The organism is Mesorhizobium sophorae (assembly GCF_002270415.1).
Classification (GTDB): Bacteria; Pseudomonadota; Alphaproteobacteria; order Rhizobiales; family Rhizobiaceae; genus Mesorhizobium; species Mesorhizobium sophorae.
The window spans coordinates 200463-215074 of the sequence record NZ_NNRI01000021.1 but is presented as its reverse complement, the minus strand read 5'-3'; the positions used below and the strand labels follow the sequence as shown (position 1 = coordinate 215074).

Sequence of the window (14612 nt, the reverse complement as noted above, 5' to 3'; positions counted from 1 at the left end):
CAGGGAGCTGCGTCGTTCTATCAAGCCGCATTCGGAGCAGTGCAAACCAATGCGCATTTTCTAAAGAGACGAAGTGAGCTGATGGCCGTCGACATGCGGCTTGGGGATCGGACGATCTCTGTTTGCGGCGCTAACCCTCGTCGTGAAACTGAGCCACTTCGGGGCGGCCCATTTTTCCCGAAAGAACCTGGCTCGGTCAGCACGACGGCCTCGGGAGGCCGCGAAATCAGTGCCGTATGCGTATCCGCCTGAACATGAGGCAGGCCCTTAGTGGGTCTGGCCGCATCGTCTTGGAGACCCATGTTTCTCGCCGCGTTCGTTATTTTCGATCTACATGAATGACGCCCCCGGTGTCCCTTCATAGGTTTTCGCCACCTGTCGTGATAAATACCAGCACCCCAGGTATTCGCTACGAGTGCAGCAGCGTCGAAGATGCAGCCGATCAGCTGCTCCAGTGGACCAAGCACGGTCCCAGATGGAACGAGGCCGTACGCGTCTGTTTGTCCGCCTTGGCCGGAGAACTGACGCCTGCCGATGCCCGCATCGCCTTCAAGGCAGCCGCCAGAGAGGAAGGCCTGCTTGTCTAGCAATCTCGATCATGGATCGAGCGGGGGCCCGGAGAGCGCCCGAGAAATTCGAGGCCGGCGACGGTCCGATCTGAAACCGTTCTCGGCAAAGGGAAGGTCGGCACGCGCCATGACGGCACGTCATTACCCGTAACCCATTTGATCACTGGCACGTCCGCGCGAAGCCGATCTGCAGCGGCCGAGCCGGCACGCCGCACCAGATTGGTGCAGTGCACATACCACTGTCACACATCAGCCCCAATGTGCTGTCGCGGGCGGGAAACCATCTTCAAGCGGAGGTTCAAGAAATGTCCAAACCCACTGACAAGTCCAGCGCAACCGAAGCCACCGAATTTGCGGCATTCAATCCCGACAAGGCTACCGATCAACTTCGCGCCGTCGCTGACAAGGGTATGGAGCAAACGAACGAGGTGCTTCAAAAATTCAAAGGCGCTGAAGAGACCCAGAAGGCGCTCGAGTCGAGCGCCGAAACCGCGAAGTCGGCCGGCAACGAGTTGTCGCTGAAGATGATCGCGGCATTGCGCGCGAACGCCGAAGCTGACTTCTCGCACCTTGAGGCTCTGGTCCGTGTGAAGTCGCTGTCCGAAGTTTTTGAATTGCACAGGATCTTTCTGCGCAAGCGCCTTGAAATGGGTGTCGAGCAAGTCAAGGACATCCAGGCGCTCACCGCCAGGGCGGCGGCCGACGTTTCCAAGCCGGTCAAGGACGCCTTCGCGAAGGCCCTGAAGGGCCTCGAGGCCGCCTAGTTTTCTAGCAGGCTGTTGAAGAAGTGTCGCGCTTGGCTTTGAGGATGGCCTCATCGCCATTGTGATAGGCGAATGCGATCTCGATGGAGCCGTCGTCGAGCAGTTCGGCGGAGCCATCACCTGTGGCTTCGTCCATTTCGTCGAAGCCGGCCCACGTGAAGCAGACCGTCGAGGGGCTGTAGCTCAGATCGAGGCCGGCTTGCAGAGCGCCAAAGGCGATCTCACCACTATTGTCGGCCCTGATGGTGATCGTGGCGGGTCCGCCGAGGTTGAGATAGCCGCGATCCCACAGATCGGCCTCGACGATGCGCCAGCGGCCGATCAATTGGCAGCCAGCAGGCGCGGTCATGTCGGCGCCGCCAGCAGCTTTGGCAACCGCACCAGATTGTAGGCGGCTGCAGCGAAGATGAAGGCCCATCCGACGCGATCTCGGCCACGGTACTTCGTCTTCTGCTGACCTGCGACGACCTTTATCCAGCCGAACGCCTCTTCGATCCGTTTGCGGATGCGCTGGCTGACGGCGTAGCCGCCGTGCCGGGTCGTGCGGCGATCGATAGAGGAACGGCGCCCGTTCGTGTTTTGCGCCACGTGCGGGGTCACCTTCATCGAGCGCAGTTCGTTGATGAAGTCCTGCGCATCATAGCCCTTGTCGCCACCGAGCGTGATTGCTCGCGGCCGGTCGGCATGCGGCTCGATCATGTGCAGCGCCGCCACCCGTTCGGCATGCCCGTCAGCCGGCGTCAGGCAGGCATCGACCAGCAAACCATGGCGGTTCTCCATCAACCCATGCCCCATGAAGCTGAGCTTGGCTTCCTTGCCTTTGCCCTTGCGGTAGAGCCTCGCATCGGGATCGGTCGTCGAGGCATGCGTCTCGTTCGACCGCTTCTGGCCGTGGAAGTCCGCCTCCTCATTGCGCCCGCCGCCACCCGACGGCGGCTCATCCGGGCCGTCTTTCGGCTTGAAGCTCTTGATCGAGGCCCAAGCCTCGATCAGCGTGCCATTGAGAAGTGATCCGTGGAGAGAAGCTTCTTCACCTTGGGCCGTGCCAAGACCGCGTTCAGAAACTTCGCCGCGATATCGCCTTCGAGCAGCCGGTCGCGGTTCTTCGAGAACACCGAATGGTCCCACGCCGCGTCGTACAACACCGATGCCGACGAACCAGCGGAATAGAAGATCGTATTCCAGCCGCTCCATCAGCAGACGCTCCGAACGGATCGAATAGAACGCCTGTAGCAGCATAGCCCGAAGCAACTTCTCCGGCGGGATCGATGGTCGCCCGATCGGCGAATACAGCGCCGCGAATTCTCGCTCCAGCGCCGACAGTGCCTCGTTCACGATCGCACGGATCGTCCGAAGCGGATGATCCCGCCGAACCCGCGCCTCGAGGTCCACATAGCTGAACAGTTCGCCAGTTCGATTGTCGCCACCGCGCACGATTCAGTCTCCGAGTTCCTTCGGTGACAGTGAATCACGATCCCAATCCGGCCGCGAGAGGCTTTTTCAACAGCCTGCTAGATGATCCAATCAATGCGGGAGCACTCCTCGATTTCAGGCTACCCGTCATTTGCCGGTCAGGGGCCTGTCGTGCAACGCGGGTTTCTGGCCGGAGCCCGATTTGGAATGGTGGTCCATCATGGTCGACCACTCCCCCCGCAACCGGGACTTGCCAAACAGTCGCTCGCCTGGACCGGCAACGTCCAGCGCCGGAACTCGACGGCGCGATGTGCTCATCTGCCGGCGGGACACCGAAACAGTCGCGACGGTCATCAAGCGCCCGAGGTCCGCTCGTGGCCGGATCGGGTGGCAAGGCCGCGGCCTCGTCGACCGTGACCCACATCGACGACCTGGTCGGCACACCAGCTCCTTGTCGAGGCGGCGCCGAACGGCCGTCCCAGAGCGTAGACCAGGGACAAGGTGGATCTTGTCTGTGCCCAAGAGAGTCCGAGCCCTGTTTCTTCTTCGGCCAAGTGGTCAAAGGCCTTGCGATTTGGCGATTTTGCTGCGTTATCTCCTGGCGCAATGTAAACCGGCCTGGCTTTTTGGCCAGGCCATTCTGCAGTTGTTATGAAGGAATAAGAAGATGGCGACTGGAACCGTGAAGTGGTTCAACAGCACCAAGGGCTTCGGCTTCATCCAGCCCGATGGCGGCGGTCAGGACGTGTTCGTCCACATTTCGGCTGTCGAGCGTGCCGGTCTTTCGACCCTCGTCGATGGTCAGAAGATCAAATATGAAATCGAGCAGGACCGCCGCACCGGCAAGTCTTCAGCTGGCAGTCTGAGCAAGGCAGGCTGACTGTCTTGCGCGCCGGGCAAACGTGACGGAGCCAGAGGCCAGGGCAGCTTTTTCTCAGCCTTCACGAATTACAGGCCAAGCCAGACAATTTGCAAGGAAAGGCGGGGTGTTTCCCGCCTTTCTCAAAATACCGGCCGGAAGGTGCGTCTGAAGCCGCCGTTCGCCACCTGCCTCATCCAAAGCCTGGTGGTTTATCCCACACGCCGACAAGCTGATGCCCGTGGTGAGAATACCGGCGAAAAGTTCGGAGAGGCGGCCCGCAGCTATCTGGCCCCGCGCCACCGAGACTCGCACAGCGCCTACAGGCTGACACTCACACCGTCGGCCGTCGCCAGCAGTCTGCTGCCGACGGCTCCTTGTCATTGATTCCACATAGGCGCGCAGCAGTTCGTTTGGGTCAGCGGCCCCCGGCCGCAGCACTATCCTCGATGGCGGCTGGCACCTTTTGTGGCGCCGCTCCAGCCGGCGGATCGTCCTCGGTCCTCAAGTCCAACTGCCCCCAGATCGACGTCTTCCGTGGGCCGGATTTCGGCTTCCGTGAGGGTTTGACCTCGATGATGAACGGTTTTGTCTGCTTGCGCATTGATCCTCCAGCCGATTCGCGGCGCAACGATACTTCGCTTATCGGCAAAGGCAACTGTCCCGGGCATTGGGAAGTGCTCAGGAGACATACCCAGCAAGGTCCGGTGGCTCAGGTGCCGCGACCCTATTGCCCGGTGTGTATATCCGCGAATGCGGAGCGCCCGGCGAGAGCCGCCAATCACATTGCCATTCCTTTTGGAGGACATTGACTTTTTTATTCACAAGGCCGCTTCGTGGTAAAAAAGATCTCCCTCGATATAAACAACGCGCTCTGCCGTCACTTTGCGGCGCGGCGCCAATGCCAACGACATGCCTATGTGATTTTCGTCCCGCCAATCCCTGTGAATGTCATTCGGGCTTGGCGACGCAAGGATCCGGGCGGTGTTGTCAATCGGATGGCACCAAGTTTTCGCGAGCGCCGGCTGCGCAAGCAGTAGCGACAACGCCGCAAGCACAAGTTGGCGATGGAGCCTGAGCATCGTGCCGGGCCATCGCCCGATATTGAAAGGCGACAGTTGCCTTCTTCTAAGCTCGTGCCTTTCGCTTGTCAGGCGCCTTCGCAGCAACCTTGCGGCCGAGACCGCTCGCTTTCGCCAATTGCGATCGCGAGGCCGAAGAGTTCGGGGCGACCATCGGATAGTCGGCGGGCAGGCCCCATTTGGATCGGTATTCGTCCGGTGTCAGCCCATAATGGACGTTTAGATGGCGCTTCAGCGATTTGAACTTCTTCCCGTCCTCCAGGCAAATGATGTGGTCCGGGAACACCGACCGCTTCGGGTTGACTGCGGGAGCCTGCGCCGGCTTCTCGGGTTCGGCGGGCTGTCCGAGTTTCGACAGCGATTGATTCACGCTGTGAATAAGATCCGGCAGAGAGGAAATCGGCGGCGCGTTCTTGCTGACGTAAGCGGAAACAATGTCAGTTGTTTCAGCCCGAGCATGTTATATTAGTCATGTCCTCAGCCAAAGCAGGTTCTCCTTTCGAAACATTCATCTTTCCAACTTCCAAACACAATCAACGGGAGAATAGCATGTTCATCCGTAACTCAACGCGTCAGCGGTGACTGCAGGATTCCACATAGTGGATTTGCCGACGGGACTTTCGGAACACCGGCAAGCGTCGCTGCATTTCCCCAGGGTAATCTACCAATCAGGTGATTCGCGCGGCTCGCCGTTCGGCCAATACGGTCCGAAACGTCTCCGGATCCAACGGAAGCAACATCTCTACTTCACTAGAGTAATATCAGCGCCAGCGGTTAGCTACACGCGACAGCGAAGCTGGTGTTCCATCGTGCGGACCAGCATTACAATTGGCGCCCATCAAGACGGGGCCTGTCTGATGGCGTCCCGCCATGTCGGCGCTACCCAGCCGCTCGCCGATTGCGGGGACTGCTACGGCCGAGCCGGTCCCTGAATATGATTGATCGACGCGGTTGGCGGCGAACCCATCGGGCCGCACCCGCTGTCGCGGTTCGGATCGCGGCGGCAATAGCTTACATGAAACAAAAGGGCCGCCCGAAGGCGGCAAGATCGGGAGTGCCCGAATCTGCAATGGGATTGACGATCCAGGACGGGCCAAGCTTACCCTACGTCAGTGCAATTGCAATCGGTGCGCCGCCAGCCTTTCTGTTTACGGAATATTAGGCCTGTTTTCGCATCATCGATCCGGGCGGCTGAGTAGTGCGTTCCGCCCGCACTCCATTTCAGTCATGGGGCTGCCAAGCCGCCGGCTGGCTCGGTTTGCTGCTTCGCAGAAACGCCGTTTTTCGACCGATCTGTGACGCCAAAATCTTTCGGTGATCTCGGTCTCGAGCTGACCGGCAGCTACGGGCTCGCCAAACGATGGCCGCTGCTGGCGCTGCGGTCGCCTCGGCGGCAATAGGACAGCCGGCCAAATCATCATACCGGCTGTCTGCAATCGCCTCACGAGCGTCTTGACTCTCCTATGCCAGGAGCCTATCCCCCGCGGTGTTAGCACTCGCCATTGATGAGTGCTAACTAATGTCCGGAACCGCCGGGCGTACTGGTTTGTCCGGCTTCGCCGGATAGAGGGACAGTTCTCACCGTTCTCATCGAGGAAGAAAAAATGGCAAAGTCGAAGTTCCGCCCGCTTCATGACCGCGTGGTCGTTCGCCGGGTCGAATCCGAATCCAAGACCGCCGGCGGGATCATCATCCCCGATACGGCAAAGGAAAAGCCGCAGGAAGGCGAGATCATCGCTGTCGGCTCCGGCGCTCGTGACGAAGCCGGCAAACTGGTTCCGCTGGACGTCAAGGCTGGCGACCGCATCCTGTTCGGCAAGTGGTCGGGCACTGAAGTCAAGCTCAATGGCGAAGACCTTCTGATCATGAAGGAATCCGACATCATGGGCATCATCGGCTGAATATCGGCCTCACCGTCAACTGAATTTTCGGGCTCGCTATGAGCCCCCTGCCAGGAGCTAAAACATGGCTGCCAAAGACGTAAAATTCTCCCGTGATGCCCGCGAGCGCATGCTGCGCGGTGTCAACATCCTCGCCGACGCGGTGAAGGTCACGCTCGGCCCCAAGGGCCGCAACGTCGTCATCGACAAGTCGTTCGGCGCCCCGCGCATCACCAAGGACGGCGTCACCGTCGCCAAGGAAATCGAGCTTGCGGACAAGTTCGAGAACATGGGCGCGCAGATGGTCCGCGAAGTTGCTTCGAAGACCAACGACATCGCCGGCGACGGCACCACGACCGCGACCGTTCTGGCGCAGTCGATCGTCCAGGAAGGCCACAAGGCGGTTGCCGCCGGCATGAACCCGATGGACCTGAAGCGCGGCATCGATCTGGCCGTCACCGAAGTCGTTGCCCACCTCACCAAGAACGCCAAGAAGATCAAGACCTCCGAGGAAGTCGCCCAGGTCGGCACCATCGCCGGCAATGGCGACGAGTCGGTCGGCAAGATGATCGCGGAAGCGATGAAGAAGGTCGGCAACGAGGGCGTCATCACCGTCGAGGAAGCCAAGACCGCCGAGACCGAACTCGAAGTCGTCGAAGGCATGCAGTTCGACCGCGGCTACCTCAGCCCCTACTTCGTCACCAACGCCGACAAGATGGTTGCCGAGCTCGAGGACGTCTACATCCTCCTGCACGAGAAGAAGCTGTCCAACCTTCAGGCCATGCTGCCGGTTCTCGAAGCCGTCGTGCAGACCTCGAAGCCGCTGCTCATCATCTCGGAAGACGTCGAAGGCGAGGCCCTGGCCACGCTCGTCGTCAACAAGCTGCGTGGCGGCCTGAAGATCGCCGCCGTCAAGGCGCCGGGCTTCGGTGATCGCCGCAAGGCCATGCTGGAAGACATCGCCATCCTCACCGGTGGCCAGGTCATTTCGGAAGACCTCGGCATCAAGCTCGAGAATGTCGGCCTCAACATGCTCGGCCGCGCCAAGAAGGTGTCGATCTCCAAGGAGAACACCACCATCGTCGACGGTGCCGGCAAGAAGGCCGAGATCCAGGGCCGCGTCGCCCAGATCAAGCAGCAGATCGAGGAGACCACCTCGGACTACGACAAGGAGAAGCTGCAGGAACGTCTGGCGAAGCTCGCCGGCGGCGTTGCGGTGATCCGCGTCGGCGGTGCGACGGAAGTCGAAGTCAAGGAAAAGAAGGACCGCGTCGATGACGCCCTCAACGCGACCCGCGCGGCCGTGGAAGAAGGCATCGTTGCTGGTGGTGGCGTCGCGCTGCTGCGCGCTTCGCTGAGCATCAAGGCGGTCGGCGCCAACTCCGACCAGACCGCTGGCATCGCCATCGTGCGTCGTGCGCTGCAGGCTCCGGCCCGCCAGATCGCGGCCAACGCCGGAGCTGAAGCCTCGATCGTTGCCGGCAAGATCCTCGAGAACAAGGACGCGACCTTCGGCTACAACGCCCAGACCGGCGAATACGGCGACATGATCGCCATGGGTATCGTCGATCCGATGAAGGTCGTGCGCACCGCTCTCCAGGACGCGGCCTCGGTCGCCGGCCTGCTCGTCACCACCGAAGCCATGATCGCGGAGGCTCCGAAGAAGGAGTCGGCTGGCGGCGGCATGCCTGGCGGCATGGGCGGCGGCGGCATGGGCGGCATGGGTGGCATGGGTGGCATGGACTTCTAATTGACGAATGATCCCGAAAAGTTGCAGACTTTTCGGATAAGATCATTCGCAATGAGAACTCCATAAAGCACGCCATCAACTGACAATGCTCAACCCGCAAGCGGGTTTGAGGGGCAGCCTGGATTTCTAATCGAACCCATTCAGCCTTCAGATACGAAAAAGGGCGGCAGCGATGCCGCCCTTTTTCGTTCTGCAAGGCCCATGCCGCGCGATGCTTGCGTCGAGCGCCCCTGTCAGCCAGCGCCAGCTGGCACCGAAGCGTGACGAAATGCGCCGAACACGCCGTGAATGACGAAACCGAGAGCGGATTTCCTTCATGCAGGATTTCTGCCCACGCGACCGCGCTCCAAGGCGCCTCAACTGATCGAACCAGGCCTTGTCCGTAACACCGACGAAGAGACGGGCCATGGCCTAACCTCTCAGCTCCGCCCTGTTCTGAAGCGCCGACCCCTGGCACTCCACATGGCCAGCTCCGCAGTCTGCGAACCAACCACTGCGGAGCACAATTCCATGTCGTCGCCCTCGCCCCGCTCCGTTCACTTCGACGTCCCTACGCATCCCACTTCTGTCATTTCGCGAGCGCCCGCTCGAGATCTGATAGCAGCTTTTCGCGCCGGCCCTTGGAAAGTTTGGCCAAGTTGTCGACCTTCCAGCGCACTGCCGGCAGTTCCGCGGCTCCGGGCACACCAAACAAGCTCCAGTCAGGTTCGCCGGCCTTGAAGGATAGGAGAAGACGCCGGTGCTCGGCAGGCATCTTGCCAACGACCTCGGCGATTAGAGCTTCACGAGCATCGTACAACGCTTCCAGGGTCACGGGCTCTTCCGTCATGCCAGCAAATCCAGCGTCAAACTCCCGGCGCAGGTCTTTGCGCGTCGGCGCCAAAACCTCCGCCAGCGGCCTGTTGTGGCTCAGCATGTACACAATGAAGGCGCGCCGCAGCTCATCGGACACGCCCTCATTCGCGAGCAGATCCCTGACGTCAAACAGATCTCGCGGATGCTGCCGATCCAAGGCCGCGACTATCTTGCCGGCATAGAGGTCCGGGAAGGACACAACAGGCACCTCGGCATAGCCGAAGAGCTCTTCAACTCGGTCGCAAACCGCCCGCGTTTCGGGCGCGTAAACGCAGCCACGAATGACAGGCGTCACCTCGATCTTGATCTGTACACTGTCGGAGGCAATCAGCACCTTTGTGGCAGCGCCATCACTGTGCAGCGGCACTACCTGGGTGCGGCTACGCGGCACATTCTTCCCTATTCGAGCAGCAATGCGTCGTATCGCAGCGTCGATATTGGCGAGGGAAGTCGCGCGATCCTCGACCGGCAGATAGGCCAGATCGATATCGACCGACAGGCGCGGAAGGTTTCTGACGAAGAGATTAATGGCCGTGCCACCCTTCAATGCAAAGACAGCCTCCTCAGCAACGAGTGGCAGGACCCGAACGAGGAGGCTGACTTGCGCGCGGTAAGCCTCAGACGCCGGCATCGAGTGTCTCCGGCACAGTGATCTGATACTTGCTGTCCAGCCGACCCCCGACCACGATCTGGCGCTTGCCACGACCAAGGTCGATACGTTTGAGATCGAGCCGGCCGAACCACGGATGGGCGTGCCGCTCGGCGAACCAGAGAAATAGTCTCTTCACCTTCACGGAGCCGCATGCTTCCAGCACTGCCTGAACCCGCTTCGGGCTCAGAGTGCGAACCGACTCCATTAGAACGTCCGCTTGATGGAAGGTCTCCCGGAATGGGAGAAGGTCAAGAAGCTCGCAAAGTGCTCGCTCCGGCGCGGAGACATCGAGCTCCCATCCCCAATGTCCCCATACAATGCGCGTCCTTCCAGGTGCGTCGGCATCGAAGAGCTTGTCTGCCTTGTGTTCGACGAACTGAGCGTCGGTCTGTATCCGCTGGACCCAGCCAGGCAGGCTGCCATAGGCATAGAGGTGGATTTTAGGCTTGCCCGAAAAGCGGTGGTAGTGGGTCAGGCCCTGCAGTTCGAGGGCGCTGCGGCCGCCGACATGCACGGCTTTGTCGAGAAGTCGCTGGAGCGAGATCATCACGCGCTGCCAGGCCATGGTCTGCTCGACGTTGCCGATCGGTCGCTGATAGACGCCGCGGACGACACCTTCGAGCCAACCCTGCGCCACGTATTTTTCACGCCACTGCCGACGGTAGCCGTATTCATCCAGCCAAGCAGTATCGACCACTAGCCCCTCGGGGAGCAGGCGATGAAGCTGGTTTATTTTTTCGTTTTTTCGACCTATCATTGGTAGGGGAAAATAACACGAGTCCAAACCGCCAGGCAAGTTCGGAGGTTCGTATTTTCGACCCATCAACGGTAGGCATAAAGGCGCAATATTCAAACCACCAGGGCAAAACGCATCTGGAGGAGGAAATGCCGACCTTTGAACATGATGCGATCCAGCAAAGACGGAGACGACCTATTGACGCGACCGGCCTGTCGTTCCACCGCCTTAAAGCTCATCGGCGGCCAGGTCGCTGATTGGAGGGGAGCCCAGCCACTGAAACGTCTGCCACACACCCGGATCCTGCAGGCCGACAAGCGTTATGATTCGGACGCGACCCGCCGCCTGATCGAAGCCCCGCGGCCATCGCGCCAAAGGCGGCCGGCGCTTGGCAGAACTGCCTCTCGCCTGTCCTCTACCACGACCGAAACGCCGTCGAACGCATGTTCTGCCGGCTCATTGCGATACGATGCGAGCCTCTTGCCGTCAAATTACCCAGCGGCGGTCTGCACCGCTGCGATCGTCGGCCTTGGTTATGAGTCCGGGCCCTGGATCTAGGCCCTGAAACCCGTCTGAACCTATCAGGGGAGTGAATGACGACCATAATTACAATCAATTTTACCTCTGTCGCGCTATGGCGAAGCTTGCTCGGCGATCCCAACGTTCCGAGGAACGGCAGGCGCGGCCAGCGGCGGAATGGTGTTGATCTGTTTGGCGTACGCTATGGCGATCCGTCGCATCATGTTGGAATTCAGTGCAAGCTCAGGGCGATGGACAAGTTCTCACGGAGGATGAGGTCCGCGACGGCATTCGCAAGCCACGTGGGGGTTGTCGGGACACCCTTTCTGCCCCTTTCGCACGTTTTGCATCTTGAATGTCAGAAAAAGATAGCCTATTTTCTGACGCATGAAAACGGCCATGACATCAGTTCCCGATCGGGTCATGCGCCGCGCCCGCGCCGGCGGGCGTGGCGGTGTTTTCACGCCCAGCGACTTCCTCGACGTCGCGGGGCGCGCTGCTCTCGATCAGGCCCTCTCCCGCTTGGTCAAGAGTGGAAAGCTGCGCCGCCTGGCGCGTGGCCTCTATGACTATCCGAAGGTCCATCCGAAGCTGGGCCAGCTTTCACCGGCTCCCGACGATGTCGCGCGTGCGCTCGCGCGGGAGACTGGTTCAAAGGCGCAGATCGCCGGCGCGCACGCCGCCAATGCGCTCGGCCTCTCGACGCAGGTTCCCGCAAAGAGCCTTTATTTGACGGACGGGCCCTCGCGCCGGATCGTGCTGGGTAAGCGCGTGGTCGATTTGCGTCACGCTTCGCCCAAGCATCTGATCGCACCGGGCAGTCCTGCCGGAACAGTCGTCCAAGCACTTCGCCACGTCGGGCCGGTGCGGGCCGCCGATGTGGCTCAGCTCGCCGCGCGCCGGCTGTCGGCCAGCGACAAGAGGCTACTCGCGTCCAACGCAGTTCAGGCTCCCGCCTGGATGCGTCCGACACTGATCTCGATCGGCAACACAGCGTCGAACGCAGCGAATGGATAAGGTCGCCCTTCTACCGCCGAGTGATCGGGCAGCGCTTTTTGGCGAAACTGGTGCCGGGCGCGGCGTCGCCAACACGATCATCGAGAAGGACTTCTGGGTCTGCTGGACCTTGAAACGATTGTTCGGTCTTCCGGAGGACGCCGCAGCCAGCCTAGTCTTCAAAGGCGGAACGTCCCTGTCCAAGGCCTTTGGCATCATCCGCCGTTTCTCCGAGGACATCGATTTGTCCTTCGACCGGGCCGATCCCGGCTACACAGGTGATCGCGATCCAGAAAAGGAGGGCATCAGCCGGAAGAAATCAGGTCAACTCATCGACGACCTGGTGGGAGATGTTGAGAAGCATATAGCCGACAAGCTGCTTCTTGCCCTTCGTTCCGCGATCGTCCAAGAACTCGGCGAACCGCAGCACGACGAGTGGTCGTTAGCGATCGATGAAGCCGACGCGCAGACACTGAACTTCCACTACCCAGTAGTGCTTCCGACGGCCGAGTATCAAGGCATGGCGTACATCACGCCACGGGTTAAGCTTGAGCTCGGCGCCCGCGGCGATCCATGGCCCGCCGAGAAGAAGGTCATTCGCCCCTACGCGGCCGACGATTTTCCCGATTTCTTCGAACATCCGGATACGACCGTCACGGTCCTGTCTGCATGGCGCACCTTCTGGGAAAAAGCCACTGCCTTGCACGCGGAAGCCCATCGTCCGGCAGAGTGGGCGACCCCGCAATATTTCTCGCGCCACTACTATGACCTCGCCATGATGCTCGACTCCGACGAGGGCAAGGCTGCCGCCGCTGATCTCGAGCTGCTGGCAACCGTGGCAAAGCACAAGGCGACATTCTTTCGCTCGGGCTGGGCCAATTACGATACGGCGCGCCCAGGCACTTTGCGGCTGATGCCAAGCGAAGCCCGGATCAACCGTCTCAGAGCGGATTATCGGGCAATGGCGCCGATGATGTTCGATGACACCTCGCCGTCATTCGACGACATTCTTTCCAGAATTGAGAAATTCCAGGGGACCATCAACAGGTAGGCGCACGATTTGCCGAGAACTCCAAACTGACTGCGCGCGAGAAACCATTCAGCCGACACGATCATCGCTGCCAACGAGCTCATCAGGCCTGGAGCGTCGCCTGTTAGCCGCAATATGGAAAACCGAAGACGAAGATCCTGCTAGCGTGGAATCTGCGCTCGCGGCCTTCCTCACGATGTATGGGCTTCTGCCCTGACTCGAAGACATCACCTGGAAAGCAAGCTATGTACAATCTTTTTGTCTCGGGATGGTCAGACCAGTGGAAAGGCGATCCCTGTGTGCTTGATGCCAGCCGCTGCGTCCGCCACCATGAATATACGGACGAGCAGATCGCCGATCAGTATGGCTCGCTCGACCAAGTGGCGCTGAAGGAGCTGAAGCGCCTGCCCTCTATCTTCGCCTACGAGGCTGGCTGTAAGCTCGACCCGAAATTTGGCCTCATTCGCGAGGTCACCGTGCGCCGCGGCCAGGTGCGGATCGAATACGAGATCATCCCGGTCGATCCGTTCCTCGCGGCGGCCGATTTCGATTCCCTTAGTTTTGAGCTGGACATCGGCAACTGGGAAATGACCCGCACCCATTGGGCAGTCAAGGACGTGAACCTGCCCAAGGAACTGCACGCCGCACGCGGGATCATGCTGCCGTCATGGACCCGGCAGGCAGGGCGGGACGTGGACATTACCCGGCACAATTTCGATGTCGGCCTCTCCTTCCCCGGTGAGGCGCGTCGGCTGGTCGAAGAGGTCGCCCGCGAGCTTGAGGCGCGCATCGGCCCCAACGCCTATTTCTACGACAACAATTACGTGTCCCAGCTCGCGCGGCCCTCGCTCGACACCCTGCTCCAGGACATCTACCGCAACCGGTCCAAACTGATCGTCGTCTTCCTCGGTGAGGACTATCAGCGCAAGGATTGGTGCGGCGTCGAGTTCAGGGCCATCCGCGAGATCATCATGGCGCGCGAGGATCAGCGCGTCATGTTCGTGCGCGTCGACGACGGCGCCGTCGACGGCGTGTTCCGCACCGACGGCTATGTCGATGCGCGCCGCTTTTCGCCCGCCCAGATCGCCCAGTTCATCGCCGAACGCGCGGCCCTCATTGCCTAGCCGTCCAGCGCGGTCGGCGGCAGCGCGACGCAGCAGCGGTCAACCAGGACATGGCGGCGCTTGGGCGCGCCGGGATCGGTGAGCCGCGGCGTCGCCGAGATAATGGCCACCTTCCAGCCCGACAGTCCCGGCTGCGGCGCCTGCATGACGACCGACAATACGGTGAGCCCGCGACGCTCGAGCTCGGCCACGCACTTCAGAATGTCGTTGTAGAGATCGCGCCGCCCGCGATCCGATCGAGCGCCTCGTCGCTGACCTTGTCACCGCGTTCGACACGTTCGAATGTGGACAGGGACACGCGCGCGAAGTCGGCCAGCGTCGTGGCCTTCCACTGCTTGAGATGCCGACCCCAGCGCATCATCATCGCGACGAGTTCGATGGCC

Annotated in this window: 16 protein-coding genes and 2 pseudogenes; 9 read left to right on the top strand and 9 right to left on the bottom strand. The window is 60.8% G+C overall.

What is annotated here, in order from left to right:
* Positions 1 to 338: 338 nt before the first annotated feature.
* Together CGZ66_RS29180 and CGZ66_RS29175 are read left to right on the top strand one after the other, a co-directional pair.
* Positions 339 to 587: a DUF982 domain-containing protein gene (locus CGZ66_RS29180; RefSeq protein ID WP_095090291.1), complete on the top strand. Its 249-nt coding sequence runs from the start codon at positions 339 to 341 to the stop codon at positions 585 to 587.
* A gap of 287 nt (positions 588 to 874) precedes the next feature.
* Complete coding sequence (locus CGZ66_RS29175; protein ID WP_095090290.1) at positions 875 to 1333, top strand: phasin; 459 nt, start codon at positions 875 to 877, stop codon at positions 1331 to 1333.
* 4 nt (positions 1334 to 1337) lie between these two features.
* Here CGZ66_RS29175 and CGZ66_RS29170 read toward each other — a convergent pair whose 3' ends face one another.
* Together CGZ66_RS29170 and CGZ66_RS29165 are read right to left on the bottom strand one after the other, a co-directional pair.
* Positions 1338 to 1682, bottom strand: coding sequence for a hypothetical protein (locus tag CGZ66_RS29170; protein ID WP_095081501.1), 345 nt, complete (start codon positions 1680 to 1682; stop codon positions 1338 to 1340).
* Positions 1679 to 2767: an IS5 family transposase gene (locus CGZ66_RS29165; protein WP_245331283.1), complete on the bottom strand. Its 1089-nt coding sequence runs from the start codon at positions 2765 to 2767 to the stop codon at positions 1679 to 1681. Before CGZ66_RS29165 ends, CGZ66_RS29170 begins: the two co-directional genes overlap by 4 nt.
* 646 nt (positions 2768 to 3413) lie before the next feature.
* On the opposite strand from CGZ66_RS29165, the gene CGZ66_RS29160 reads away from it, so the two are divergent.
* A complete protein-coding gene (locus tag CGZ66_RS29160; protein WP_095090289.1) occupies positions 3414 to 3626 on the top strand; it encodes a cold-shock protein in 213 nt (70 codons plus the stop codon).
* A gap of 397 nt (positions 3627 to 4023) precedes the next feature.
* On the opposite strand, the gene CGZ66_RS29155 is transcribed toward CGZ66_RS29160, so the two are convergent.
* The 3 genes and pseudogenes from CGZ66_RS29155 to CGZ66_RS29145 all read right to left on the bottom strand — a co-directional run.
* On the bottom strand, positions 4024 to 4209 hold the full coding sequence (locus CGZ66_RS29155; RefSeq protein ID WP_095090288.1) for a hypothetical protein: 186 nt from the start codon (positions 4207 to 4209) through the stop codon (positions 4024 to 4026).
* 217 nt (positions 4210 to 4426) lie between these two features.
* Positions 4427 to 4687 (bottom strand): hypothetical protein, encoded by a 261-nt coding sequence (locus tag CGZ66_RS29150; RefSeq protein WP_095090287.1) that lies wholly within the window; start codon positions 4685 to 4687, stop codon positions 4427 to 4429.
* Positions 4688 to 4733: 46 nt separating this feature from the next.
* Positions 4734 to 5132, bottom strand: a pseudogene (locus CGZ66_RS29145) (Ros/MucR family transcriptional regulator); the annotation flags it as partial.
* A 1159-nt stretch (positions 5133 to 6291) separates the two neighbouring features.
* Between CGZ66_RS29145 and groES the strand changes: the two are divergent.
* Positions 6292 to 6588 carry a co-chaperone GroES gene (gene groES / locus CGZ66_RS29140; protein ID WP_006203049.1) on the top strand — a complete coding sequence of 99 codons (297 nt, stop codon included), beginning with the start codon at positions 6292 to 6294 and terminating at the stop codon, positions 6586 to 6588.
* Positions 6589 to 6652: 64 nt separating this feature from the next.
* Positions 6653 to 8317, top strand: coding sequence for a chaperonin GroEL (groL, locus tag CGZ66_RS29135; protein WP_095090285.1), 1665 nt, complete (start codon positions 6653 to 6655; stop codon positions 8315 to 8317).
* Positions 8318 to 8885: 568 nt separating this feature from the next.
* On the opposite strand, the gene CGZ66_RS29130 is transcribed toward groL, so the two are convergent.
* Together CGZ66_RS29130 and CGZ66_RS29125 are read right to left on the bottom strand one after the other, a co-directional pair.
* On the bottom strand, positions 8886 to 9803 hold the full coding sequence (locus CGZ66_RS29130; protein WP_095090284.1) for a nucleotidyl transferase AbiEii/AbiGii toxin family protein: 918 nt from the start codon (positions 9801 to 9803) through the stop codon (positions 8886 to 8888).
* Positions 9790 to 10581, bottom strand: a complete 792-nt coding sequence (locus CGZ66_RS29125; RefSeq protein WP_095090283.1) for a type IV toxin-antitoxin system AbiEi family antitoxin — start codon at positions 10579 to 10581, stop codon at positions 9790 to 9792. The genes CGZ66_RS29130 and CGZ66_RS29125 overlap by 14 nt, the downstream gene beginning before the upstream one ends.
* 177 nt (positions 10582 to 10758) lie before the next feature.
* Between CGZ66_RS29125 and CGZ66_RS41805 the strand changes: the two are divergent.
* The 4 genes and pseudogenes from CGZ66_RS41805 to CGZ66_RS29110 all read left to right on the top strand — a co-directional run.
* Positions 10759 to 11118, top strand: a pseudogene (locus tag CGZ66_RS41805) (transposase family protein); the annotation flags it as partial.
* A 384-nt stretch (positions 11119 to 11502) separates the two neighbouring features.
* The gene (locus CGZ66_RS29120; protein WP_095090522.1) at positions 11503 to 12096 is read left to right on the top strand and encodes a DUF6088 family protein; all 594 of its coding nucleotides are present in this window, start codon (positions 11503 to 11505) and stop codon (positions 12094 to 12096) included.
* Positions 12089 to 13126, top strand: coding sequence for a nucleotidyl transferase AbiEii/AbiGii toxin family protein (locus CGZ66_RS29115; RefSeq protein ID WP_095090282.1), 1038 nt, complete (start codon positions 12089 to 12091; stop codon positions 13124 to 13126). Before CGZ66_RS29120 ends, CGZ66_RS29115 begins: the two co-directional genes overlap by 8 nt.
* A gap of 224 nt (positions 13127 to 13350) precedes the next feature.
* Positions 13351 to 14229, top strand: coding sequence for a toll/interleukin-1 receptor domain-containing protein (locus CGZ66_RS29110; protein WP_095090281.1), 879 nt, complete (start codon positions 13351 to 13353; stop codon positions 14227 to 14229).
* Here the strand turns inward: CGZ66_RS29110 and CGZ66_RS29105 are convergent.
* Positions 14226 to 14420, bottom strand: coding sequence for a hypothetical protein (locus CGZ66_RS29105; protein WP_095090280.1), 195 nt, complete (start codon positions 14418 to 14420; stop codon positions 14226 to 14228). The genes CGZ66_RS29110 and CGZ66_RS29105 overlap by 4 nt on opposite strands.
* A 5-nt stretch (positions 14421 to 14425) precedes the next feature.
* Positions 14426 to 14593 (bottom strand): hypothetical protein, encoded by a 168-nt coding sequence (locus CGZ66_RS40060; protein ID WP_167392293.1) that lies wholly within the window; start codon positions 14591 to 14593, stop codon positions 14426 to 14428.
* Positions 14594 to 14612: the final 19 nt, after the last annotated feature.

Excerpts from the sequence above, each read along its gene's own strand:
- CGZ66_RS29180 (WP_095090291.1), top strand. The coding sequence starts at position 339 with ATGACGCCCCCGGTGTCCCTTCATAGGTTTTCGCCACCTGTCGTGATA.
- CGZ66_RS29175 (WP_095090290.1), top strand. The coding sequence starts at position 875 with ATGTCCAAACCCACTGACAAGTCCAGCGCAACCGAAGCCACCGAATTT.
- CGZ66_RS29170 (WP_095081501.1), bottom strand. The coding sequence starts at position 1,682 with ATGACCGCGCCTGCTGGCTGCCAATTGATCGGCCGCTGGCGCATCGTC.
- CGZ66_RS29160 (WP_095090289.1), top strand. The coding sequence starts at position 3,414 with ATGGCGACTGGAACCGTGAAGTGGTTCAACAGCACCAAGGGCTTCGGC.
- CGZ66_RS29155 (WP_095090288.1), bottom strand. The coding sequence starts at position 4,209 with ATGCGCAAGCAGACAAAACCGTTCATCATCGAGGTCAAACCCTCACGG.
- CGZ66_RS29150 (WP_095090287.1), bottom strand. The coding sequence starts at position 4,687 with ATGCTCAGGCTCCATCGCCAACTTGTGCTTGCGGCGTTGTCGCTACTG.
- groES (WP_006203049.1), top strand. The coding sequence starts at position 6,292 with ATGGCAAAGTCGAAGTTCCGCCCGCTTCATGACCGCGTGGTCGTTCGC.
- groL (WP_095090285.1), top strand. The coding sequence starts at position 6,653 with ATGGCTGCCAAAGACGTAAAATTCTCCCGTGATGCCCGCGAGCGCATG.
- CGZ66_RS29130 (WP_095090284.1), bottom strand. The coding sequence starts at position 9,803 with ATGCCGGCGTCTGAGGCTTACCGCGCGCAAGTCAGCCTCCTCGTTCGG.
- CGZ66_RS29125 (WP_095090283.1), bottom strand. The coding sequence starts at position 10,581 with ATGATAGGTCGAAAAAACGAAAAAATAAACCAGCTTCATCGCCTGCTC.
- CGZ66_RS29120 (WP_095090522.1), top strand. The coding sequence starts at position 11,503 with ATGCGCCGCGCCCGCGCCGGCGGGCGTGGCGGTGTTTTCACGCCCAGC.
- CGZ66_RS29115 (WP_095090282.1), top strand. The coding sequence starts at position 12,089 with ATGGATAAGGTCGCCCTTCTACCGCCGAGTGATCGGGCAGCGCTTTTT.
- CGZ66_RS29110 (WP_095090281.1), top strand. The coding sequence starts at position 13,351 with ATGTACAATCTTTTTGTCTCGGGATGGTCAGACCAGTGGAAAGGCGAT.
- CGZ66_RS40060 (WP_167392293.1), bottom strand. The coding sequence starts at position 14,593 with ATGATGATGCGCTGGGGTCGGCATCTCAAGCAGTGGAAGGCCACGACG.